This is a genomic window from Streptomyces stelliscabiei (genome assembly GCF_014873495.1).
Classification (GTDB): Bacteria; Actinomycetota; Actinomycetes; order Streptomycetales; family Streptomycetaceae; genus Streptomyces; species Streptomyces bottropensis.
On record NZ_JADBGF010000001.1, the window covers coordinates 2,951,584 to 2,973,781 of the forward strand.

Consider the following 22,198-nt stretch of genomic DNA (forward strand, 5'->3'; position numbering starts at 1 on the left):
GAGGACCTCCGGAAGGGTCCACGGGGCGCCGACCGGGGTGGTCGGGGTCAGCAGGCCTTCCGCCATGCCCCCAGTTCCCACTTCTTCAGCAACGAGCTGAGCTTCAGACGCCGGGCCTCGGGGCAGAAGTCGCCCGTCTCCCTCTCGTACTCGACGTGGAAGACGGCCTTGCCTGCCTCGATGAACGGGGTCAGGTCGTCGCACTCCTCGAACTGGGCGCACTGTTCGTTGACGGCGAAGTCGAAGTCGTCCACGAGCCGCGGTATCTGGTCGAGGTCGTTCTTCAGGCCGACCGCGAGGCCCCGTTCGTGGGCCAGGCGGGCGACGAGACGGTTGTAGCGGAGCTGGTCGGCGGCCTTGAGGGGGAAGCCCGTCTCGTTGCGGTAGCCGTCCATGTTGTCGGGCTCGACCGCGTCGAAGCCCTTCTCCGCGCACATGTCGATACGGGCGGCCATCAGGGGTTCGAGGACGTCGGTCTCACGGATGTCGAGCCAGCGCTCGCCCTCCCAGCCGTTGCCCTTGCCTATCACCGAGTCCGGGAACCTCTCGGCGTCCGGGCGCCAGTCCTCCCAGGCGCCGGTCGACAGGTAGCAGATGACCTTGCGGCCGTCGTCGTGCAGCCCGGCGACCGTGTCGGCGGAGTGGTCGAAGCCGTCGATGTCGTACACGGGGACGTCGACGGAGGTGTCCAGGCGCCCGCTGAGCTGCCACTGCCACGGGGTGCCGGGCTCCGGCCGCCAGTGGGCGTCCGTCTCCTCCCCCGTGGTGCACCCCGCCGCCAACAGGAGCGGGATCAGGGTCAGCAGGGCGCGGCGGGCGGGGGCGCGGCTCATCGGGTGGGCTCCAGGGCGTGCGGCAACGTACCCCAGGGATGATCCCCCACGCCGGGTACGGCGCGGCCGGTTCGCCGACTATGAGGTCGGGTGGGAAGTGATGCGCACCGATGCGCTGATCACGCACCTGCAGGACGCAAGCGGCTCAGGTCATGGCATACGGGACACGAGAGCGACCATGAAGCCACCCAGGGGTGAACGCCCGCAGGAGTGAGCGAGACCGGTGGCCGACGCTACGCGCGGAGACCGTCGGTGCCGTGCGCGAAGGCCCTGGAACGGCCACGGCCGCACGGCGATAAGGGATCCCCCTATGCCTGAGACATGGGGATCTCCCTGCACGCCCGGGGCGCAAAGTCGGGGAGGCTGGTCGCAGCGGACACCGCACGGACGGCGGGAACGCAACCGGCCCACGCCCCAGGTCCGATGGGCCGAACAAGGGCCTAGGCTCGTTCTCGGCACGTCGACCCATCCGTTCGGCCACCGAAACTCAATCGGAAGCGAGATTTCACCACCGTGACTGCTCTCACTCTCAGCACCGCCGCCGCGCCCGGCCTCCGCGCCGACGCGATCGTGGTCGGTGTCGCGAAGGGCTCTGCATCTCGGCCTGGGGGCCTGGTCGTAGCGCCGGGCGCCGAAGCCGTGGACAAGGCCTACGACGGCAAGCTCGCCGGCCTTCTGGAGACCCTCGGCGCCTCGGGCGCGGAGGGCGAGGTGACGAAGCTGCCCGCGCCGTCCGGCTTCAAGGCGCCGCTCGTGCTGGCGGTGGGCCTGGGCGCGGTGCCCGAGAAGGACGCCTCGTTCGGCGCGGAGGCGCTGCGCCGCGCGGCCGGTGCCGCCGCCCGTGCCCTGTCCGGCACGAAGAAGGCCGCGTTCGCGCTGCCCGTCGGGGACGCCGACACCGTGGCCGCCGTCGCCGAGGGCGCGCTGCTCGGCGCGTACTCCTTCGACGCCTACAAGGGCAACGCCAAGGACCCGAAGGCCAAGAACGGCAAGGCGCCGCTCGCCGATGTCGTCCTGCTCGGCGCGAAGCCGCGCGACAAGGCCCACAAGGCGGCCGCCGAGCGGGCCATCGCGGTGACCGAGGAGCTGAACCGCGCCCGCGACCTCATCAACACCCCGCCGAACGACCTGGACCCCGAGGCCTTCGCCGCCGTCGCGCAGACCGCGGCCAAGGAGCACGGCATCAAGGTGACCGTCCTCGACGAGAAGGCGCTCGCCAAGGGCGGCTACGGCGGCATCCTCGGCGTCGGCGCGGGCTCCGCGGCCACGCCCCGGCTGGTGCAGCTGTCGTACACCAGCTCCAAGGCGAAGAAGCACCTGGCGTTCGTCGGCAAGGGCATCACGTACGACTCGGGCGGCATCTCGCTCAAGCCCGCCGGGCACAACGAGACGATGAAGTGCGACATGAGCGGTGCCGCCGCCGTGTTCGCCGCGGTCGTCGCCGCCGCCCGGCTCAAGCTGGAGGTCAACGTCACGGGCTGGCTCGCCCTCGCCGAGAACATGCCCTCCGGCTCCGCCACCCGCCCGGGTGACGTGCTGCGCATGTACAGCGGCAAGACGGTGGAGGTGCTCAACACCGACGCCGAGGGCCGGCTGGTCCTGGCCGACGCGCTCGCCAAGGCCTCCGAGGACAAGCCGGACGCGATCGTAGACGTGGCGACGCTGACCGGCGCGATGATGCTGGCGCTGGGCAACCGGACCTTCGGGATCATGGCCAACGACGACGCGTTCCGCTCCGCGGTGCACGAGGCCGCCGAGGAGTCCGGGGAGCCGGCGTGGCCGATGCCGCTGCCGGACCACCTGCGCAAGGGCATGGACTCCCCGACCGCCGACATCGCGAACATGGGTGAGCGCTACGGCGGCGGGCTCGTCGCCGGGCTGTTCCTGAAGGAGTTCGTGGGCGAGGGGATCACCTGGGCTCACCTGGACATCGCGGGACCGGCGTTCAACGAGGGCGGGCCCTTCGGGTACACGCCCAAGGGCGGTACCGGGACGGCCGTCAGGACGCTGGTGCGGCTGGCCGAGCGGGCCGCTTCGGGTGACCTGGGCTGATGTTCGCCTAGGAGCTCGACGCCTGAGGGGCGTGGGCGGCTGCGGGTCCGTGGTGGCTCGTCGCGCAGTTCCCCGCGCCCCTGGGGCCGCTGCCGTCGGCCCGCGTCACGAAGCACACCTTCACATCTGAGCGTGTGGTGTCTCACACCCCGGCCCGGCGTCTCGTTCGCCCTCGACAAGTGCGAAGATGGGGCTCGGCAGGACAGGGCCCCCACCACAGGGCCGAAGAAGAGCGGCCGGACACCAGCCGCCGCGCGGTCGTGGACGACCGGCGTACGGCGCACATGCATGGAGGACGTGACGTGGCGAACGACGCCAGCACCGTTTTCGACCTAGTGATCCTCGGCGGTGGTAGCGGTGGTTACGCCGCGGCCCTGCGCGGGGCCCAGCTGGGCCTGGACGTCGCCCTGATCGAGAAGGACAAGGTCGGCGGCACCTGCCTGCACCGGGGATGCATCCCCACGAAGGCCCTGCTCCACGCGGGCGAGATCGCCGACCAGGCCCGCGAGAGCGAGCAGTTCGGTGTGAAGGCCACCTTCGAGGGCATCGACGTGCCCGCCGTGCACAAGTACAAGGACGGGGTGATCTCCGGCCTGTACAAGGGTCTGCAGGGGCTCATCGCCTCCCGCAAGGTCACCTACATCGAGGGTGAGGGCCGTCTGTCCTCCCCGACCTCCGTCGATGTCAACGGCCAGCGCGTCCAGGGCCGTCACGTCCTGCTGGCGACCGGCTCCGTGCCGAAGTCGCTGCCGGGCCTGGAGATCGACGGCAACCGCATCATCTCCTCGGACCACGCCCTCGTCCTGGACCGCGTCCCGAAGTCGGCGATCGTCCTCGGCGGCGGTGTCATCGGCGTCGAGTTCGCCTCCGCCTGGAAGTCCTTCGGCACCGACATCACCATCATCGAGGGCCTCAAGCACCTCGCCCCGCTCGAGGACGAGAACTCCTCCAAGCTTCTTGAGCGCGCCTTCCGCAAGCGCGGCATCAAGTTCAACCTGGGCACCTTCTTCTCGAAGGCCGAGTACACCCAGGACGGTGTCAAGGTCACCCTCGCCGACGGCAAGGAGTTCGAGGCCGAGCTGCTGCTGGTGGCCGTCGGCCGCGGGCCCGTCTCCGCCGGTCTCGGCTACGAGGAGCAGGGCGTCGCGATGGACCGCGGCTACGTCCTGGTCGACGAGTACATGCGGACGAACGTCCCGACCGTCTCCGCCGTCGGTGACCTGGTCCCGACGCTCCAGCTCGCGCACGTCGGCTTCGCCGAGGGCATCCTGGTGGCGGAGCGTCTGGCCGGCCTGAAGGCCGTTCCGATCGACTACGACGGTGTCCCGCGGGTGACGTACTGCCACCCCGAGGTCGCCTCCGTCGGTATCACCGAGGCCAAGGCCAAGGAGATCTACGGTGCGGACAAGGTCGTCGCTCTGAAGTACAACCTCGCGGGCAACGGCAAGAGCAAGATCCTCCAGACCGCGGGCGAGATCAAGCTCGTCCAGGTCAAGGACGGTGCCGTGGTCGGCGTCCACATGGTCGGCGACCGCATGGGCGAGCAGGTCGGCGAGGCCCAGCTGATCTACAACTGGGAAGCGCTGCCCTCCGAGGTCGCCCAGCTCATCCACGCCCACCCGACGCAGAACGAGGCGCTCGGCGAGGCCCACCTGGCCCTCGCGGGCAAGCCGCTGCACTCGCACGACTGACCCCTCGGTCGACGAAGCGACGATCCAGACTTCCGCAATCGTTAAGGAGCAACAGAAACCATGGCGGTTTCCGTAACCCTTCCGGCGCTCGGCGAGAGCGTCACCGAGGGCACCGTCACCCGCTGGCTGAAGGCCGAGGGTGAGCGCGTAGAGGCCGACGAGCCGCTGCTCGAGGTCTCGACCGACAAGGTCGACACCGAGATCCCCTCCCCCGCCGCCGGCATCCTGGCGTCCATCAAGGTCGCCGAGGACGAGACGGTCGAGGTCGGCGCCGAGCTGGCCCTGATCGACGACGGCTCGGGCGCGCCCGCCGCCGCCCCGGCCCCCGCCGCCGAGGAGGCTCCGGCTCCGGCCCCCGAGCCCGCCGCGGCCGCGCCCTCCACCGAGCAGGAGGCCCCCGCGCCGGCCCCGACCGCCGAGGCGGCCACCGGCGGCGGCTCCGCCGAGGGCACCGACGTGGTCCTCCCGGCGCTCGGCGAGTCCGTCACCGAGGGCACCGTCACCCGCTGGCTCAAGGAGGTCGGCGACTCCGTCGAGGCCGACGAGCCGCTGCTGGAGGTCTCCACGGACAAGGTCGACACCGAGATCCCGGCGCCCACCTCCGGTGTGCTGCTGGAGATCACGGTCGCCGAGGACGAGACCGCCGAGGTCGGTGCCAAGCTGGCCGTCATCGGCGCTCCCGGTGCCGCCCCGGCCGCCGCTCCGGCTCCGGCCGCCCCGGCTCCGGCGCCCGCCGCCGCTGCCCCGGCGCCCGCCGCGCCGGCTCCGGCCGCTCCGGCTCCCGCTCCGGCCGCTCCCGCCGCTCCGGCTCCGGCGCCCGCCGCCGAGGCTCCGGCAGCTCCGGCTGCCGCGCCCGCTCCGGCCGCCCCGGCTCCGGCCGCTGCCCCGGCCGCGTCGGCTGCCGCCAAGGCCACCGACGAGGGCGCCTACGTCACCCCGCTGGTGCGCAAGCTCGCCGCCGAGAACGGTGTCGACCTGGGCTCCGTCAAGGGCACCGGCGTCGGCGGCCGTATCCGCAAGCAGGACGTCGTCGCCGCCGCCGAGGCCGCGAAGGCCGCTGCCGCCGCTCCGGCTCCCGCCGCTGCCGCACCGGCCGCCGCCCCCAAGAAGGCGCCGTCCCTGGAGGCTTCTCCCCTCCGTGGCCAGACCATCAAGATGCCGCGCATCCGCAAGGTCATCGGCGACAACATGGTCAAGGCGCTGCACGAGCAGGCGCAGCTGTCCTCGGTCGTCGAGGTCGACGTCACCCGTCTGATGAGGCTGCGCGCCCGGGCCAAGGACTCCTTCGCGGCTCGCGAGGGCGTCAAGCTCTCCCCGATGCCGTTCTTCGTCAAGGCCGCGGCCCAGGCGCTGAAGGCGCACGCGCCGATCAACGCCCGGATCAACGAGGGCGAGGGGACGATCACCTACTTCGACGCCGAGAACATCGGTATCGCGGTGGACTCCGAGAAGGGCCTGATGACCCCGGTCATCAAGGGCGCCGGTGACCTCAACATCGCCGGTATCGCCAAGGCCACCGCCGACCTGGCGGGCAAGGTGCGGGCGAACAAGATCACGCCGGACGAGCTGTCCGGTGCGACGTTCACCATCTCCAACACCGGTTCGCGCGGCGCGCTCTTCGACACGATCATCGTGCCGCCGAACCAGGTCGCGATCCTCGGCATCGGCGCCACGGTCAAGCGCCCCGCCGTGATCGAGACGGAGGAGGGCGCGGTCATCGGCGTCCGCGACATGACGTACCTGACCCTCTCCTACGACCACCGTCTGGTCGACGGCGCCGACGCGGCCCGTTACCTGACGGCCGTCAAGGCGATCCTGGAGGCGGGCGAGTTCGAGGTCGAGCTCGGTCTGTGAGTCTCTGAGCAGGGGCTTGTGAGCAGAAGCCGCTGATCGCGGGACGACGGTGCCCCGTCCGGAGTTCTCCGGGCGGGGCACCGTCGCGTCCGCGTTCCGCCGCGGGGAGACACCGCCGAGCCTGGCCGGTACGGGTCTTTACAAACCGGCCGCCCATGGCAGCGTGTAAGTCTCGTCTCACCTGCGCGAAAGGACCCCCGTGCGCCTCTCCACCGGAGGGCCGCGGCTCTATTGTCTAGAGGTCAACGCCCCTGGGGCTCGTCCCCCGCCGGTCCCCCGCCGAAGGAGCCCGCATGACCACCGCGCCCGTCGTCCACTCGCTGCGCGAACAGATCCGCGAGCACATCGTGGAAGGCATCGTGAGCGGGCGGTGGAAGCCGGGTGAGCGGATCGTGGAGCGGCGGATCGCGACGGAGCTGGAGGTCAGCCAGACTCCCGTGCGGGAGGCCCTGCGTGAGCTGGAGTCGCTGCGGTTGATCGAATCCGCGCCGAACAAGGGCGTACGGGTGCGGAATCTGACCGCGGCCGATCTGGAGGAGAGCTACCCCGTACGGGCGGGGCTGGAGGCGATCGCCGCGGAGCTGGCGGCGGAGCGGCTGGCGGAGGACTGCTCGGCGCTGGAGCCACATGTGGCCGCGCTGTACGAGGCGGACCGCAAGGCCGACGGGACGTCCCAGGTGCGGCACACGGTGGCGTTCCACCGGGAGCTGGTGCGGGCGGCGGGCAACTCGGTGCTGCTGCACACGTGGGAGGGGCTGGGGATCGAGGTGTTCACCGCGCTGTCGATCCGCTGGCTGGGTACGGTCCAGCAGTCCTACGCGGAGGAGCACGAGGAGCTGGTCGCGGCGTTCCGGCGACGCGACCCCCGGATCGCCGACCTGGTCAAGTCCCACGTCCTGGGCTGCGCCCCGCACACGGACGACGAGCCGGCGTAGACGTCTCGGCCGCGGGTCCGGCGGGGGTCGCTCGCGCAGTTCCCCGCAGCCCCTGAAGAACAGGGGCTGCGCCCCTTGCTTTTCGGGCCCGCGGGGGCAGCGGTGGGCTCTACGGCCCCCGGGGCCTGGGCTTTTAGGGGCGCGGGGACCTGCGCGAACGACCCCCACCCGGCCGCACCCGCCGACGCACCCACACCCCCTCCCTCTGAGCGCACCCCCGCTCAAACGCCGCCCCACCTGCACAAACCCCGACCCACCACGGCACCCGGTGTCTCCGCCGGGGGCACCCCGTGCCGACTTTCTCGTGATCAAGATATTTTGCCCGGAACCCTTTGATCGATCATCGATCAGCGGGTTACAGTCGCCGACGGGCCGCGCGACGGAGTCGCACAATGACGCCGCACCGAAGCCCACCGCCCTGTCCTGCCAAAGACCAAGGGCAACCCCCGAACCCTTGCCGATGAGGGAACCCCCTTCGACTGAGGAAGGCGGCGCAATGACCGACTCCCACGCCATCCGGCCGAGCGCGCTCGACCAGCTCCCCGACCGGGACCCGGAGGAGACCGCCGAATGGCAGGCCTCGCTGGACGCCGTCACCAAGGCGGCCGGGCCGCACCGCGCGGCGTACCTGATGCGCCGCACCCTGGAGCGTGCGGAGGGCAACGGCATCGCGCTGCCCAAGCTGCTCGAAACGGACTACGTCAACACCATCCCCACCGCCGCCGAGCCGGGCATCCCCGGTGACGAGGCGATGGAGCGCCGTATCACCGCCTGGAACCGCTGGAACGCGGCCGCGATGGTCTCCCGCGGCTCGAAGTACGGCGTCGGCGGCCACATCGCCACCTTCGCCTCCGCGGCCTGGCTCTACGAGACCGGCTTCAACCACTTCTTCAAGGGCAAGGAGCGGGACGGCTCCGGCGACCAGCTCTACATCCAGGGCCACGCCTCCCCCGGCATCTACGCCCGCGCCTTCCTCGACGGCCGCCTGAACGAGTCCCACCTGGACAACTTCCGCCGTGAGGCAGGGGGCGAGGGCCTCCCGTCGTACCCGCACCCCCGCCGCCTGCCCTGGCTGTGGGAGTTCCCGACGGTGAGCATGGGCCTCGGCCCCCTCTCCGCCATCTACCAGGCGCGCTTCAACCGCTATCTCACCAGCCGCGGCATCAAGGACGTCTCCGACTCCCACGTCTGGGCGTTCCTCGGCGACGGCGAGATGGACGAGCCGGAGTCGACGGCAGCCCTCGCGCTGGCGAGCCGCGAGGGTCTCGACAACCTCACCTTCGTCATCAACTGCAACCTGCAGCGCCTCGACGGCCCGGTCCGCGCCAACTTCAAGATCGTGCAGGAGCTGGAGGCCCAGTTCCGCGGCGCCGGCTGGAACGTCGTGAAGACGCTCTGGGGTTCCGCCTGGGACGAGCTGTTCCAGCTGGACACGACCGGCGCGCTCCTGCGCCGGCTGCGCGAGGTACCCGACGCGCAGGTGCAGACGTACCAGACCCGTGACGCCGCCTACATCCGCCAGGACTTCTTCGGCAAGGACCCCGCGCTCGTCGAGATGGCGAAGCTGCTGAGCGACGACAAGATCCTGGAGTGCTTCCACCTCTCGCGCGGTGGTCACGAGGCCCGCAAGGTGTACGCCGCCTACAAGGCCGCCGTCGAGTTCAAGGGCGCGCCGACCGTCATCCTGGCCCAGACCGTCAAGGGCTTCACCCTCGGCGAGGGCTTCGCGTCGAAGAACGCCAACCACCAGATGAAGAAGCTGTCGACGGACGAGTTCAAGCAGATGCGTGATCTGCTCGAACTCCCCATCAAGGACAGCGACTTCGTCGACGGGGTCGTGCCCTACGGCCACCCCGGCGCCGACTCCGCCGAGGTCCGCTACCTCCAGGAGCGCCGCGCCGCGCTCGGCGGTCCCGCCCCGGCCCGCCGTACGCACGCGCTGGCCCCGCTGCCGGCCGCCGCCGACAAGACGTTCGCCTCCTTCGACAAGGGCTCCGGCTCGCAGAACGTGGCGACGACCATGGCCTTCGTCCGTCTGGTCAAGGACCTGGTCCGCGACAAGCAGACCGGCCGCCGCTGGGTGCCGATCGTCCCCGACGAGGCGCGCACGTTCGGCATGGAGTCGCTGTTCCCGTCCCTCGGGATCTACTCCCCCAAGGGCCAGACGTACGAGCCGGTCGACCGCGACCAGCTGATGTACTACAAGGAGGCCAAGGACGGCCAGATCCTCAACGAGGGGATCACCGAGGCCGGTTCCATGGCGGACTTCATCGCCGCGTCCACCGCGTACTCCACGCACGGTGAGGCGATGATCCCCTTCTACATCTTCTACTCGATGTTCGGCTGGCAGCGCACGGCCGACCAGATGTGGCAGCTCGGCGACCAGCTCGGCCGCGGCTTCCTCGTCGGCGCGACGGCCGGCCGTACGACCCTGACGGGCGAGGGCCTCCAGCACGCCGACGGCCACTCGCCGGTCATCGCCGCGACGAACCCGGCGGCGCTGACCTACGACCCGGCGTTCGCGTACGAGGTCGCGGCGATCGTCAAGGACGGTCTGCGCCGGATGTACGGCGAGGCCGCGCCGGGCGAGGACCCGAACGTCTTCTACTACCTGACCGTCTACAACGAGCCGCTGCCGCAGCCCGCCAAGCCGGGCGTCGCCGGGGTGGACGAGGGCATCGTCAAGGGCCTGTACCGCTTCAACACGGCCGAGTCGGCGGGGCTGTCCCCGGTGGCGAACGCCCCGCGCGTCCAGCTGCTCGGCTCCGGTACGGCGATCCACTGGGTCCTGGAGGCGCAGAAGCTCCTCGCCGAGGAGTGGGGTGTCGCGGCGGACGTCTGGTCGGCGACCTCGTGGAGCGAGCTGCGGCGGGACGCGCTGGAGGCGGATGCCGCGCTGCTGCGCGGGGAGGAGCGGACGCCGTTCGTCCGGCAGGCGTTGCAGGGTGCGGAGGGGCCGGTGCTGGCCGTCTCCGACTACATGCGCCAGGTGCCGGACCAGATCGCGCAGTGGGTCGAGCAGGACTACTCGTCGCTCGGTGCGGACGGGTTCGGGCTGTCGGACACCCGTGAGGCCGCCCGTCGTCACTTCGGTGTGGACGCGCAGTCCGTGGTCGTCGCCGCGCTCGCGCAGCTCGCCCGCCGTGGTGAGGTCCAGGCTACGGCGGTGAAGGAGGCTCGGGAGCGGTACGGGCTGTGACGCCGGCGGGGCGGTGGGGGCGTTCTCCTCGCCCCCGCCGCCCCTACCCGTCCCTCCCCCAGGGGCTGCGCCCCTTCGACCCCCGTCTGCCGGCCCGGTGGGGGTTCTCGCGCAGTTCCCCGCGCCCCTGAAAAGCAGGGGCTGCGCCCACCGCTTTTCAGGGGCCATCCGGATCCCCGGGCCCCCCACGCGCCCGGCATCATGAAGGCATGCGTGCTGCTCGGCTGATCAAGATGGTGCTGCTTCTCCAGTCCCGGCCCTCCATGACCGCCGCCGAACTCGCCCGTGAACTGGAGGTGTCCGAGCGGACCGTCACCCGGGACGCCCAGGCGCTGTCGGAGGCGGGGGTGCCGGTGTACGCGGACCGGGGGCGGGCCGGGGGGTACCGGCTGATCGGCGGGTACCGCACGCGCCTCACGGGCCTGGCCCGCGGGGAGGCCGAGGCGTTGTTCCTCAGCGGTGTGCCGGGGGCGCTGCAGGAGATGGGGCTGGAGGACGCGGCCTCCGCGGCCCGGCTGAAGGTCTCGGCCGCCCTGCTGCCCTCCCTGCGCGATGCCTCCCGTACGGCGTCCCAGCGGTTCCACCTCGACGCGCCGAGCTGGTTCCAGGAGCCGAAGACCCCTGAGCTGCTGCCCGCGGTGGCGGACGCCGTGTGGGACGACCGCAGGATCGTCGCGCGCTATCGCAGGGGTGACACCGAGGTCGAGCGCGCGCTGGAACCGTACGGTCTCGTCCTCAAGGCCGGGGTCTGGTACCTGTGCGCCCATGTCCCCCTCACCGGCGGAAGCACCGGCTCCTTTCGGACCTATCGCATCGACCGTTTCCTCTCCGTCGAGGACGGCGGCGACCGCTTCGCCCGCGACGAGGAGTTCGACCTGCCGGCCCACTGGGACGCGCAGGCGGAACGGTTCGCCCGGTCGATCCTGCACGCCGAGGTCGTCGTGCGGCTCTCGGCGGAGGGCGTGCGCAGACTGCCGTACGTCGTGGATCCCGTCTCCGCCCGGGACGCGCTGACGGCGGCCGGGGCGCCGGACGAACACGGCCGGACGACCCTCACGCTCCGGGTCGAGTCGGAGGAGGTGGCGCACACGCAGCTCACGGCGCTCGGGGCGGAGGCCGAGGTGCTGGCGCCCGCGGGCCTGCGGGAGCGCTTCGCGGGCGACGCGCGCCGGCTCGCCGGGCTGTATGCGCGACCCCGTGAGGCCCCGCGGACACCGTGGCGGACATAACAATCCGCCGTTCTCCACGTGCGTCCCACCCGCCCAGGCACGATGCTGGACCCGTGATGGACGAGACGGAGTTCTGGGAGCTGGTGGACACGGCCCGCGAGGATGCCGAGGGCGATCCCGAGGACCAGGCCGACCTGCTCGTGGAACGGCTCGGCCGGCTGGACCCGGAGGCGGTGCTGGACTTCGCCCGGCATTTCGAGTCCCGCTACAACCGCGCCTACACCTGGGACCTTTGGGGCGCCGCGTGGGTGCTGCTCGACGGTGCCAGTGACGACGCGTTCGACTTCTTCCGGTGCTGGCTGATCGGTCAGGGCCGGGAGGTCTTCGAGGGCGCGGTCCACGACCCCGACTCGCTCGCCGGTCTGCTGGACGACTTCGACGACGAGATCGACGGGGACGGCGAGGAGCTGGGCTACGCCGCGGACGAGGCGTACGAGCAGCTCACGGGTGTCATCGCCCCGGACCTCGGCATCCCGCCCCCGCCCCGCGAACCGGAGGGCACCCCGCTCGACTTCGAGGACGAGACGGCGCTCGCGGAGCGCTGCCCGAAGCTCTGGGAGCGTTTCCGGGGCGAGGGCTGAGCCGGGCCGGTTCCGGCGGGGCGGGGCTTCTCAGGCCCGCGAGCCGCGACCCGGCGTGCGCGGCAGGTAGGCGTACTGCTCGGTGGTGTACGGCTGGGCGTGGTGGCGTCGTTCCTGCCCCGGGGCGGGGTGCCCGGGGGCGTGGGCCCCGTGCAGGGGCGCGGCGTTGGCGCGGTCCAGCGCGGACGCGGTGACGGCGGACGGGCCGAGCACGACGACGGCGGTCGCGCAGGCCACCGTCCAGGGGCTCCGCAGGGTCGAGGACCAGGACCTCCGCCGGTCGCGGGACGCGTCGTTCTTCGTACGGCTGCCGAGCATCTTCCCCACCACTTCCCCATCTCCGGTCGGCGTGACATCACGAAGGTAGGGCGCGGATCTTGGAGCGGTCTGTGAGGCCCCGGCGCGCTGTCTGTGAACCTGATGAGATCCGGGTCAGCGCCGGCCCTGGAGGCGGGCCGCCAGCTCCCTGATCGCGGGCAGGCGTTCCGCGAGGGCCGCGCCCGGACAGCTGGTCATGTAGCCGTCGCTGTGGCCCGCGAGGGTGGGCAGCAGGACGGTGGTGCCGGAGGCGTAGCGGCTGAGGCTGTTGCTGGAGGTGAGCCGGACGCTGCCGCGCGGGTCGGTGTCGGAGAGGCCGAGTTTCCAGGCGGCGAGGGCGGCGATCGCGTCGGTCATGGCCTGCGGGACCGGGACGCCGGCGGTGAAGGTGCCGAGGGCGGCGATGCCGGTGGTGCGGTGGTTGAAGCCCTGGGTGTGGGCACCGGTGACGGCACGGTCGATGCCGCCCGCGCGGCCCTCGTAGATGGTGCCGCAACGGTCGACGAGGAAGTTGTAGCCGATGTCGTCCCAGTCCTTGGCTCCGGTCTGGCCGGCGTACAGGTAGCGGATGATGCGGGGCGCGTCGGCGCAGTCGTAGCCGTTGGGCGAGTCCGTGTGGTGGATGAAGACGGCGGCGACCTCGTCGTCGTAGCGGGCGGGTGGCTGGCTGGGCGCGTCCTTCTCCAGCCAGCGGGTCCTCGGCACGATGGGCGGCCGGGGCGCCTGGTGCGGCAGCGCGGGCCGGGCCGCTGCGGGCCGGCCCGGCCGTTGCCCCGTACGGTCCACGCCGAACACCAGCATGACCAGCGCGAGGACGGCCGCCAGGCCGGGCAGGGAGGCCAGCAGCAGCAGGAGCACCCGCCGGGGCGGATCCGCACGCTCCCACGCCAGGCGCACGCGGTCCCGCGACCGGCGCAGGTGCCGCCGTATTCGCGCCCCCCGTGACCTCCGGAACACACGCATGTCCCCAGAGTCACCCGGATGCGCCCCCGCCGCGATGTGGGGTGGGCCACCCGGTGGAAGCGGAAGGAACCAACACCGTGGTCCGGGGCGTTTTCACTGTTCCAGGGCGGATGTGGCGCGGTGGTGGCCGGTTCGCGCGGACCGGCGGGGTGCCGCGGGGGCGCAGCTGATCACTGCGGCCGCCGCGCGCGTACTACAGGGTCCCTAGAGAGAGGCGGCTGGAGTGGACGTGCTCGACATCCTGCTGATGCTGGTGATCCTGGCCTACGCGGCGTCGGGTTACCGTCGCGGCCTGGTGGCGGGATGCGTGTCCCTCGCCGGTTTCGTGGGCGGTGCGGCGACCGGCGTCTGGGTGCTGCCCTGGATGATGGAGCTGGTGGAGGCGGGCACGCCCACGGCGACGGTCACCGCGGTGCTGACCGTCCTGGTGCCGGGGGTGATCGGGCACGAGCTGGCGGGCAGGCTGGCGCTGCGGCTGCGCCGGGAGATCGACCGCAGCCCGCTGCGGGTGGCCGACGGCGTCGGCGGGGCGGCGGCCAACACCCTCGCCGTGCTCATCGTGGCGTGGGTGGCCGCGAGCGTCCTCGCGGCGTCCTCGTCGGCGGTGGTGACCAACTCGATCCGGAACTCCGCGCTGCTGGGCGCCGTGCAGAACACCATGCCGGACACCACCCCGGCCTGGTTCTCGGACGCCACGTCCGCGCTCACCGAGGCGGGCTTCCCGCAGGTCTTCAACCCGTTCGAGAACGAGGCGACGGCCGAGGTCGCCAAGCCCTCCGGCGACAGCGTCACCGCGGCCGCGACCGGCGCCGCCAAGCGGAGCACGGTGAAGATCGAGGGCGTCGCGGGCACCCAGGGCCGCGAGGGCAGCGGTTTCGTGTACGCCGGCGAGCATGTGATGACCAACGCCCATGTGGTGGCGGGCATCGACGACCCGAGCGTGCGCGTGGGCGGCGTGGGCAGGGCGTACGAGGCGAAGGTCGTGCTCTTCGACTCCGACAAGGACGTGGCGGTCCTCTACGTCCCGGGGCTCAAGGCTCCGCTGCTGCGCTTCGACGACAGCGCCGAGCGCGGGGACGCGTCGGTCGTGGCCGGTTATCCGGAGGACGGCGGCCTGGACCTCCAGGCGGCCACGGTCGCCAGCCGGATCGACGCGACCGGCCGGAACATCTACAACACCGACTCGGTGACCCGCGACATCTACTCCATCCGCTCCACCGTCCGCCCCGGCAACTCCGGCGGCCCCCTCCTCACCACCGACGGCCGGGTCTTCGGCGTCGTCTTCGCCCGCTCCACCTCGGACGCCGAGACGGGTTACGTCCTCACGGTCGACGAGGTCCTCCCGGACGCGCAGCGCGCGGCGAACGCGACGACCCCGGTGGACACGGGTGACCTGGTGACCTCGTGACCCGACGGCCGGGCGACCTGGTGGGCCGAGGGCCCGGTGAGGGGCGGTCGGGTCAGAGCCGACGGCCCATCAGTACGTCGTCCACGTACGCCCCGTCGAGCAGGAACTCCTCCGGCAGGATCCCCTCCACCACGAAGCCCTCGGACTCGTAGAGCCTCCTGGCCGCGGTGTTGTGGCCGAGGACCCGCAGGGTCAGCCGGCGGGCGCCGCGGCGGCGTGCCTCGTCCTGGACGGCGCGCAGCAGCGCCCGTGCGACGCCCGCCCCGCGCGCCCGGTCGGCGACGGCGAGGCCCTGGATCTGACGGACGTGCGTGTGGCAGGCGAGGCCGGAGGGCAGGGCGAGGCGGACGTACCCGACGACGGTGCCGTCGAGTTCGGCGACCAGGTGGTCCTGCGGGCCGTAGTGCTCGTTGAAGAACGGCGCGTACGGCTGGGTGGGGCGTTCCTGGACGGAGTGCAGCGTGGACCAGGTGTCGCGGTCGAGTCGGCCGAGCGTGTCCTCGTCCTCCGAGGTGGCGAGGCGTATGTGGGGTGCGTGCATGGCGGCCACTGTACGGCGGCCGCACCGGCGAATCGTCGGCCGGATCGTGCACCCCGGACCCGCCGTCCCGTCGTGCGGGCGGGCAGGATGGAGACATGACCGTTGAATCGCCCGTTCCGCCCGGTTCTCGTATCGCGATCGCCGGTGCGTCCGGCCTGATCGGTTCCGCGCTGGCCCGCTCGCTCACCGAGGACGGTCACGAGGTGCTCCGGCTCGTGCGGCGGGCGCCCCGCGCGCCGGGTGAGGTGCGCTGGGACCCGGAGGCGGGTCGGGTCGACACGGCCGGCCTCGCGGGGTGCGCGGCCGTCGTCAACCTCGCCGGCGCGGGGGTCGCCTCCCACCGCTGGACGGACGCGTACAAGGCGACGATCCGCCGGAGCCGGGTGCTCGGCACCAGGACGCTCGCCGAGGCCGCCGCCTCCCTCCACACTCCGCCGAACGTCTTGGTCAACGGCAGCGCCGTCGGCTTCTACGGCTTCACGGGCGACCGGGTCGTGGACGAGTCGGCGGAGCCGGGCTCGGAGTTCCTGTCCGGGCTGTGCGTGGAGTGGGAGGGGGCGACCGAGGCGGCGCGGGAGGCCGGGATCCGTACCGCGTTCGCCCGTACGGGGCTGGTGGTGGCGCGGGGCGGGGGCGCCTGGGGTCCGCTGTTCCCGCTGTTCAAGGCCGGGTTGGGCGGGCGGATGGGTGACGGCCGCCAGTACTGGAGCTTCATCTCCCTGCACGACGAGGTCGCGGCGCTGCGGCATCTGCTGTTCACACCGTCGCTGTCGGGCCCGTTCAACCTGACCGCGCCGACCCCGCGCACCAACCGTGAGATCACGGCGGCGATGGGCCGGGTGCTGCGCCGGCCCACCCTGTTCACGGTGCCCGCGCCGGCGCTGCGGCTCGCGCTCGGCGAGGTCGCGGGCGATGTGCTCGGCAGTACGCGGGCCGTTCCGACGCGGTTGCTGGAGTCGGGGTTCGCGTTCACGTATCCGGAGATCGACGACGCGATCCGAGCTGCGCTCGGCTGAGGGGGTGGGTGGGTCGTCGGTGCGGGTGTGGTGTCGGGTGCGGTGTCGCGTGCGGGCCCGCGGCCGCCCGACAACGTTCACCCCCCCGAACGCCCGGCGCACACTCGCCCCGTCCATGCCCCCGTGCGAGGTCACACGCTCCTTCCCCGGAACCGGCGCCCGCCTTCACTCTCATGCCGAACTCAGGTATTTCAGAAGGATGTTGGGGGCATAACGTCCCCGCAGCCGCGCGACCTCGGGAGGGGCACGTGCTTGAGTCGGTGCACCAGTCGGCGTTCCCGGCGGACACGGAGGACGTGGACGTCATCGTGGTAGGAGCCGGTGTGGCCGGCCTCGCCGCAGCCGGACATCTGACCAGGGCGGGGCTGAGGACCACCGTCCTGGAGGCCGCCCCCGCCGTCGGCGGCCGCATGTCCACCGAGAAGATCGACGGCTTCCGCCTGGACCGGACGACGCGGCTGCTCTCCACGTCGTACCCGGAACTGCGCCGTACGCCCGGCCTGGACCGGCTCCCCCTGCGGGCGTTCGCCCCGGGCGTCCTGCTGCACGCCGACGGCCGTCATCAGCGCGCCGGCGCCGCCCCGGTCCTGCGGAGCGCGAGGGGCGCACTCACGGCTGCGCGCGCCCTGGCAAGCGCCCCCAGGCTCCCCCGGAACCAGGGGCGTTCCCCGGCCCGTTCCTCGGGCACGCGGCCCGGTCGGCTGGGCGCTCCCGCCGACCAGTCCCGGCTGGCCATGGCCCTGGCCCGGCTCGCCGCGACCGCGCCCGAGCGGCTCCTCGCCCGGGTGGAGGTACCGGCCGCCCAGGCACTGACGACCCGGGGGTTCCCGCCCCGGACGATCGACGGTTTCGTACGCCCCCTGCTGGCCGCGCTGCTCGCCGACCCGGCACTGGAGACCTCCAGCCGCTGTGCCGACCTGGCACTGCACACCTTCGCGACGGGCCGGCTGTGCATCCCGGAGGGCGGCGCCGACACGCTTCCGGAGCTGCTCGCGGCCGCGCTGCCGCCGGGCTCGGTCCGCACGGGGGTCCAGGTCACCGCGATCAGCACGACCTCGGTGACCACGGCCCAGCACGGTGAACTCACCTGCCGAGCCGTGGTGCTGGCCACCGACGCCCGGTCCGCCGCGGAACTGCTGCCCGGCCTGCGGGTGCCGGGGTTCCACCCGGTGACGGTTCTGCACCACGCCACCGACGAGCCCCCGTTGGCCGAACCCGCGCTGCTCCTCGACGCCGACCGCAGCGGGCCCGTCTCGCACACGGCGGTCGTCAGCCAGGTCGACCCGAGCCGGGCACCGGCGGGCCGCGCCCTGATCACCTCCACGGTCCTCGGCACTCCCCCGGATCCCGCGCACCTCGACGCCACGGTCCGCGCCCAACTGGCCCGTCTCTACCGGACGTCCACGACCCGCTGGGAACTCCTCGCCGCGCACCACGTCCCCGAGGCGGTCCCCGCGATGCCCGCGCCGCACGACCTGCGCCGTCCGGTGCGCCTCATGGCGGGCCTCTACGTCTGCGGCGACCACCGCGACACCAGCACCGTCCAGGGCGCCCTGCACTCCGCCCGGCGGGCCGCACACGCCGTCCTGACCGACCTGGACGTCCGGCCGTTGCTCTCCGAGGAGCCGCTGGAGACGGCCGCGTGAGGCTCCCCGGGAGACGCCTCAGGGGCGCCCGGCACTGTGCCGGGCGCCCCTGAGGCGAGTCCTACGGGTCCTACGGGTCCCGCGCCTACCCCAGCGCCGCCACCTTGTCCCGGTACCCCCGCACCGGGGCCGCGTCGCGGTAGGGCTCCAGGCGGCGTTCGAAGTCGCGGACGTACTCCACGGCCCGTACGGACCGCATCTCGGAGGCCTGGCCGGCGGCCTCCGCGCCCAACTGGCAGGCCTGGTCGAGCTCTCCGAGGCCCAGGCGGGCGGAGGCGAGGACGACGCGGCAGAAGAGGCGGCTGCGGGCGTAGGCGGGTGCCCGCAGCTGCAGGGAGCGCTCGGCGTGCTGGGCGGCTGCACGGTACTGCTGGAGGTCGCGGTGGCTGTGCCCGAACTCGTCGGCGAGCTGGGCCTCGTCGAAGAACCGCGCCCAGTACGGGACCTCGTCCCCGGGGCGGGCCGTCTCCAGGGCGCGTTCGGCCCGGACCAGCGCGGCGGTGGAGGCGCGCACCTCGCCGAGCACCGCGTGCCCCCGCGCCTCGACGGAGTGCAGCAGCGACTGCACCACCGGCGGCACGGCCGACCCGACGCCCTGCTGGGCGACGCGCGCGAGCTGCACGGCCTCGCGCCCATGCCCCAGATAGACCGCCTGCCGGCTCATCGTGACGAGCACGTACGCCCCGTACGCCCGGTCCCCCGCCGCCTGCGCCAGCCTCAGCGCCTGCACGAAGTACCGCTGCGCGAGTCCGTGGGCGCCGATGTCGTACGAGGTCCAGCCGGCCAGCCGGGTCAGGTCGGCGGCGGCCGCGAACAGCCGCCGGCCGACCTGCTCGCCGTAGGCGCCGCGCAGCATCGGCTCGGCCTCGTGTTCCAGGTAGCGCACGAGGGCCTGGCGGGCGTGACCGCCGCCGTACGCGTCGTCGAGGGCGCGGAACAACTCCCCCACCGAGCGGAGGGCGGCGATGTCCCCGCCGGTGACCTTCTGGCCGGGGCCGCGCTCGGTCTGGCTGCGCTGCCGGGGGACGACCGGGCGGCCCTGCGGGGGGACCCGGGTCGCGCCCGGATCACCCCGGCCCACCCGGTCGTCGGCCCGGCCGATCAGCCAGTCCCGGCTGGGGACGACCAGCCCGGCGGGCGTGAACGCGATCTTGCGGAGTTCGGCGTGGCTGCCGGAGTCCTTGCGCCACAGGCCGCCGACGATGTCGATGGCCTCCTCGGGGGTCGCGGCGAACTCCAGGCCCGCGTAGACGGGGGCGCAGGCGTCCAGGCCGAGGTCCTGGGCGGTGAGCCGGCGGCCGAGGCGGCGGGTGAACACCTCGGCGATGAGCGCGGGTGTCGTCCCCCGGGGCTGCTGACCACGCAGCCAGCGGGTGACCGACGTCTTGTCGTATCTGAGGTCGAGGCCGTGTTCGAGACCGAGCTGGTCCACACGGCGCGCTAGTCCCGCGTTCGAGAACCCCGCTTCTGCGATGAGGGCGGCGAGCTGGCGGTTGGGGGTGCGCTGCGCGGGTCGTTCCGTCATCTGCGGTGCGGTCTCCTGCCTTCCGGGTGTCGGCGGGGTTTCCCGGATTGCCTGGTGAGAAGCCTTTTGCGGCCTTGTGAACGGCGCGAATGTAGCGGAGAGTAAGCGTCCGATCGCACACTTCCGCAACCATTCATCCGATCGTGTGAGGATTTGCCGCACGGCTGACGTGGTCGGCCTCCGTCACGCGCCGGCTGGGCATCTCGTACGCCCGGCGGCCGGGGCGTACGACGAGCGTCGGGCTTCACCTCCGCGCCCTGTACGACGGTCGTCGGCACCGGCGCCCGAGACCGCTCGAACACCGCCCGGCCGCGCGGTCGTACAGTGGCTTGGGCGCGTCACGCGCCTGACAGGGCTATCGCGGTGCCGCCGCCCGGTGGTACCGCCGAGGGAGGCGCTTGCCGTGAGTGGATTGCGGTTCGTCCGCATGGGGTTCGGCGCGGAGGCCGTCGAGTACCAGGAGGCGTGGGACGAGCAGCGCCGGGTGCACGCGGCGCGCTTCGCCGACGAGGTCCCCGACACCGTGCTGCTCCTGGAACACCCGCCGGTCTACACGGCCGGCCGGCGCACGGCCGACAACGAGCGCCCCCTCGACGGCACCCCCGTCATCGACGTCGACCGCGGCGGCAAGATCACCTGGCACGGTCCGGGACAGCTGGTGGGCTACCCGATCCAGAAGCTTCCCCGGCCGGTGGACGTGGTGGCCCACGTACGGCGCCTGGAGGAGGCCCTGATCCGTACGTGCGCGGAGTTCGGGGTGGAGACCACGCGGGTCGAGGGCCGCAGCGGGGTGTGGGTGCTCGGCGATCCGGTCGAGCGGCGGCTCGGCGGGCTCTCGCTGGACCTCGATCCCCGGATGACCGACGACGAGTTCGATCCGCGGATGAACGGGCCGGAGTACGCGCCCTCCAACGCCGGGCAGCGGCGCGAGGACCGCAAGATCGCGGCGATCGGGATCCGGGTGGCGAAGGGGGTCACGATGCATGGCTTCGCGCTGAATGTGAACCCCGACAACAAGTGGTTCGACCGGATCATCCCGTGCGGGATCCGTGACGCGGGGGTCGCCTCCCTCGCGGGGGAACTGGGCCGGGACATCGGCATCGCGGAGGTTCTTCCCGTGGTCGAGCGGCACCTGCGGGACGTGCTGGAGAACGCGGAGTTGCAGCCGCGGGTGGTTGTGCGCACGGCGGTGTAGCGGCTGGGGTGCGCGGGCGAGCGCGGGGCGCACCCCTCGCGGGGCCGGCGCGGGGAATGGCACCGCGAAGGTGAAGGTTGCCCACCCCGGAGAGCGAGAACCGTACGGGCGTACCCTGGGGGACGCCGAAGAATCGAAGCACAGGGAGCCGATGTGTCCGCAGTCGCACCCGACGGACGCAAGATGCTGCGCCTGGAGGTCCGGAACAGCCAGACCCCCATCGAGCGCAAGCCCGAGTGGATCAAGACCCGGGCGAAAATGGGCCCCGAGTACACGAAGATGCAGAGTCTCGTGAAGAGCGAGGGCCTGCACACGGTCTGCCAGGAGGCGGGCTGCCCCAACATCTACGAGTGCTGGGAGGACCGCGAGGCCACGTTCCTCATCGGCGGCGACCAGTGCACCCGGCGCTGCGACTTCTGCCAGATCGACACCGGCAAGCCCGAGGCGCTGGACCGCGACGAGCCCCGCCGCGTCGGCGAGTCCGTGGTCACCATGGACCTGAACTACGCCACCATCACCGGCGTCGCCCGCGACGACCTGGAGGACGGCGGCGCCTGGCTGTACGCCGAGACGGTCCGCCAGATCCACCGGCAGACCGCCGAGCGTGAGACCGGCCACACCAAGGTCGAGCTGCTCGCCCCCGACTTCAACGCCGTACCGGAGCTGCTCCAGCAGGTCTTCGAGTCCCGCCCGGAGGTCTTCGCGCACAACGTCGAGACGGTCCCGAGGATCTTCAAGCGCATCCGCCCCGGCTTCCGCTACGAGCGCTCCCTGAAGGTCATCACCGAGGCCCGCGACTACGGTCTGGTCACGAAGTCGAACCTGATCCTCGGCATGGGCGAGACCCGCGAAGAGGTCAGCGAGGCGCTGAAGCAGCTGCACGACGCCGGCTGCGAGCTGGTGACCATCACCCAGTACCTGCGGCCGAGCGTCCGCCACCACCCCGTGGAGCGCTGGGTCAAGCCGCAGGAGTTCGTCGAGCTGAAGCAGGAGGCCGACGAGATCGGCTTCTCCGGCGTGATGTCCGGCCCGCTGGTCCGCTCCTCGTACCGCGCCGGCCGCCTCTACCAGATGGCCGTCGAGAAGCGGGGCTCGTACATCGCCTCGCAGGCCGTCTGACCCCTCCACCAGCCCCTCCACCGGCCGCTCCGCCAAATGGCACGCAGTGCCATCAGGTCGTGTGAATCCCAGCACAAGGGGCTACTCGCCAGT

17 protein-coding genes are annotated in these 22,198 nt (G+C 72.3%); 12 read left to right on the forward strand and 5 right to left on the reverse strand.

Annotation, left to right across the window (positions count from 1 at the left end):
- Positions 1 to 47: 47 nt before the first annotated feature.
- Positions 48 to 833 carry an endo alpha-1,4 polygalactosaminidase gene (locus H4687_RS12960; RefSeq protein WP_046918550.1) on the reverse strand — a complete coding sequence of 262 codons (786 nt, stop codon included), beginning with the start codon at positions 831 to 833 and terminating at the stop codon, positions 48 to 50.
- Positions 834 to 1,346: 513 nt separating this feature from the next.
- Between H4687_RS12960 and H4687_RS12965 the strand changes: the two genes are divergently transcribed.
- The 7 genes from H4687_RS12965 (at position 1,347) to H4687_RS12995 (ending at position 12,374) form a co-directional block, all read left to right on the forward strand.
- On the forward strand, positions 1,347 to 2,885 hold the full coding sequence (locus H4687_RS12965) for a leucyl aminopeptidase (protein WP_046918549.1): 1,539 nt from the start codon (positions 1,347 to 1,349) through the stop codon (positions 2,883 to 2,885).
- 302 nt (positions 2,886 to 3,187) lie between these two features.
- Positions 3,188 to 4,576 (forward strand): dihydrolipoyl dehydrogenase, encoded by a 1,389-nt coding sequence (lpdA, locus tag H4687_RS12970; RefSeq protein ID WP_046918548.1) that lies wholly within the window; start codon positions 3,188 to 3,190, stop codon positions 4,574 to 4,576.
- A 60-nt stretch (positions 4,577 to 4,636) separates the two neighbouring features.
- Positions 4,637 to 6,430: a 2-oxoglutarate dehydrogenase, E2 component, dihydrolipoamide succinyltransferase gene (gene sucB / locus H4687_RS12975; protein WP_097250375.1), complete on the forward strand. Its 1,794-nt coding sequence runs from the start codon at positions 4,637 to 4,639 to the stop codon at positions 6,428 to 6,430.
- Between the two features lie 293 nt (positions 6,431 to 6,723).
- The gene (locus tag H4687_RS12980) at positions 6,724 to 7,365 is read left to right on the forward strand and encodes a GntR family transcriptional regulator (RefSeq protein WP_046918547.1); all 642 of its coding nucleotides are present in this window, start codon (positions 6,724 to 6,726) and stop codon (positions 7,363 to 7,365) included.
- 496 nt (positions 7,366 to 7,861) lie between these two features.
- The gene (gene aceE, locus H4687_RS12985) at positions 7,862 to 10,564 is read left to right on the forward strand and encodes a pyruvate dehydrogenase (acetyl-transferring), homodimeric type (RefSeq protein ID WP_050399116.1); all 2,703 of its coding nucleotides are present in this window, start codon (positions 7,862 to 7,864) and stop codon (positions 10,562 to 10,564) included.
- 209 nt (positions 10,565 to 10,773) lie between these two features.
- Entirely contained in the window at positions 10,774 to 11,793 is a 1,020-nt protein-coding gene (locus tag H4687_RS12990; RefSeq protein ID WP_050399118.1) for a helix-turn-helix transcriptional regulator, read from the forward strand.
- Positions 11,794 to 11,849: 56 nt separating this feature from the next.
- Complete coding sequence (locus H4687_RS12995; protein ID WP_046915552.1) at positions 11,850 to 12,374, forward strand: DUF4240 domain-containing protein; 525 nt, start codon at positions 11,850 to 11,852, stop codon at positions 12,372 to 12,374.
- A gap of 30 nt (positions 12,375 to 12,404) precedes the next feature.
- Here H4687_RS12995 and H4687_RS13000 read toward each other — a convergent pair whose 3' ends face one another.
- Both H4687_RS13000 and H4687_RS13005 read right to left on the reverse strand, forming a co-directional pair.
- Positions 12,405 to 12,692 (reverse strand): hypothetical protein, encoded by a 288-nt coding sequence (locus H4687_RS13000; RefSeq protein ID WP_179860305.1) that lies wholly within the window; start codon positions 12,690 to 12,692, stop codon positions 12,405 to 12,407.
- A gap of 114 nt (positions 12,693 to 12,806) precedes the next feature.
- Positions 12,807 to 13,550, reverse strand: coding sequence for a peptidoglycan recognition protein family protein (locus H4687_RS13005; protein ID WP_046915554.1), 744 nt, complete (start codon positions 13,548 to 13,550; stop codon positions 12,807 to 12,809).
- A gap of 328 nt (positions 13,551 to 13,878) precedes the next feature.
- On the opposite strand from H4687_RS13005, the gene H4687_RS13010 reads away from it, so the two are divergent.
- Positions 13,879 to 15,063, forward strand: coding sequence for a MarP family serine protease (locus H4687_RS13010; protein ID WP_046915555.1), 1,185 nt, complete (start codon positions 13,879 to 13,881; stop codon positions 15,061 to 15,063).
- A 52-nt stretch (positions 15,064 to 15,115) separates the two neighbouring features.
- Here H4687_RS13010 and H4687_RS13015 read toward each other — a convergent pair whose 3' ends face one another.
- Positions 15,116 to 15,604: a GNAT family N-acetyltransferase gene (locus H4687_RS13015; protein WP_179860140.1), complete on the reverse strand. Its 489-nt coding sequence runs from the start codon at positions 15,602 to 15,604 to the stop codon at positions 15,116 to 15,118.
- 95 nt (positions 15,605 to 15,699) lie between these two features.
- Here H4687_RS13015 and H4687_RS13020 point away from each other — a divergent pair, with 95 nt between their 5' ends.
- On the forward strand, positions 15,700 to 16,620 hold the full coding sequence (locus tag H4687_RS13020) for a TIGR01777 family oxidoreductase (RefSeq protein ID WP_046915557.1): 921 nt from the start codon (positions 15,700 to 15,702) through the stop codon (positions 16,618 to 16,620).
- Between the two features lie 248 nt (positions 16,621 to 16,868).
- Complete coding sequence (locus H4687_RS13025) at positions 16,869 to 18,266, forward strand: NAD(P)/FAD-dependent oxidoreductase (protein ID WP_046915558.1); 1,398 nt, start codon at positions 16,869 to 16,871, stop codon at positions 18,264 to 18,266.
- 85 nt (positions 18,267 to 18,351) lie between these two features.
- Here the strand turns inward: H4687_RS13025 and H4687_RS13030 are convergent, their stop codons facing one another.
- Entirely contained in the window at positions 18,352 to 19,791 is a 1,440-nt protein-coding gene (locus H4687_RS13030; protein ID WP_005478400.1) for a hypothetical protein, read from the reverse strand.
- Between the two features lie 403 nt (positions 19,792 to 20,194).
- Between H4687_RS13030 and lipB the strand changes: the two genes are divergently transcribed.
- Complete coding sequence (lipB, locus tag H4687_RS13035; RefSeq protein WP_078907421.1) at positions 20,195 to 20,986, forward strand: lipoyl(octanoyl) transferase LipB; 792 nt, start codon at positions 20,195 to 20,197, stop codon at positions 20,984 to 20,986.
- Positions 20,987 to 21,139: 153 nt separating this feature from the next.
- Positions 21,140 to 22,105, forward strand: a complete 966-nt coding sequence (gene lipA / locus H4687_RS13040; protein WP_005478403.1) for a lipoyl synthase — start codon at positions 21,140 to 21,142, stop codon at positions 22,103 to 22,105.
- The last annotated feature ends 93 nt before the right edge of the window (positions 22,106 to 22,198 follow it).